Origin of the sequence: Paraburkholderia sp. J67, assembly GCF_905220265.1 — a bacterium.
Classification (GTDB): Bacteria; Pseudomonadota; Gammaproteobacteria; order Burkholderiales; family Burkholderiaceae; genus Paraburkholderia.
In genome coordinates this window covers 1-658 of record NZ_CAJMZK010000092.1, presented here as the reverse complement: position 1 = coordinate 658, position 658 = coordinate 1, and the positions used below count along the sequence as shown (strand labels likewise).

Sequence of the window (658 nt, the reverse complement as noted above, 5' to 3'; positions counted from 1 at the left end):
GGGTTTTCGCCAACTGCTCACGTGGGCGTCACGAAAGACACACGGCGCATTCGTGTTCACGAGTAATGTAGACGGCCAGTTTCAGAAGGCAGGATTTGCTGCTGCTCGCATCGAGGAATGTCACGGGACGATCCACGCGTTGCAATGCGTCAACGCATGTACGGATGAAGCCTGGCAAGCGGACGACTTCAATCCGGATGTCGATGAGACAATGTGCCGCCTGGAAGGGGAATTGCCTCGCTGCCGCCATTGCGGATCGCTTGCGCGTCCGAATATCCTGATGTTCGGCGACTGGAACTGGGTCGGCAAATATGCGGATCGTCAGGCAGAGCGCCTCGCGGCATGGTCGCGCGGCGTGGAGCGACTGGTGGTCGTCGAATTGGGCGCGGGGCGGACCTTGCCCACGGTGCGTCGATTCAGCGAACGTTACGGCCCGCGGGTCATTCGTATCAATCCACGGGATTTTTCCATTTCACCTGAAAGAGGTATTGGAATTGCGGCTGGGGCGCTCGCCTCGTTGCAGGCAATTGAGACGAGGTTGAGACACGGGTGAAGACCGCGCGTTCCATGCTTCAACTAGCCGTTGTCGCTGTCGTAACGGGCAGCCATTTGACGAGCACGCATCGCAAACTCTGCGCGCAGTTCCGCCGGCGCGAGT

The 658-nt window shown here is 59.4% G+C and carries 1 protein-coding gene; it reads left to right on the top strand.

All coding sequences use genetic code 11. The features are described 5' to 3' along the window. Positions 1 to 553, top strand: a 553-nt coding sequence (locus U5782_RS41320; protein ID WP_322049632.1) for an SIR2 family NAD-dependent protein deacylase, incomplete at its 5' end; no start/stop codon positions are given. Between the last annotated feature and the right edge of the window lie 105 nt (positions 554 to 658).